The organism is Sedimentibacter sp. B4 (assembly GCF_000309315.1).
GTDB classification, from domain to species: Bacteria; Bacillota; Clostridia; order Tissierellales; family Sedimentibacteraceae; genus Sedimentibacter; species Sedimentibacter saalensis.
The window spans coordinates 1-226 of record NZ_CANG01000889.1 but is presented as its reverse complement, the minus strand read 5'-3'; the positions used below and the strand labels follow the sequence as shown (position 1 = coordinate 226).

1 pseudogene is annotated in these 226 nt (G+C 69.5%); it reads left to right on the top strand.

From position 1 onward, the window contains the following. A pseudogene (locus BN358_RS24570) lies at window positions 1-226 on the top strand (transaldolase); the annotation flags it as partial.

Sequence of the window (226 nt, the reverse complement as noted above, 5' to 3'; positions counted from 1 at the left end):
ATCGCTCTCGCGGCGATCCGCGCCGACCTGCCGCGCTGGACCCAGCGGATCAAGGAGCTCGCCATCGAGATGCCGGAGGCGACCGAGTCCCAGATCGGGTGGAAGGTCGTCGAGGAGGTGTCGCTCGACGCGGCCAGGCTCCTGATGCCCGCGTTCGAGAGGTACAACGGCTACAACGGCCGGCTCTCGATGCAGACCGACCCCCGACTCGCCCGCAGCGCGAAGG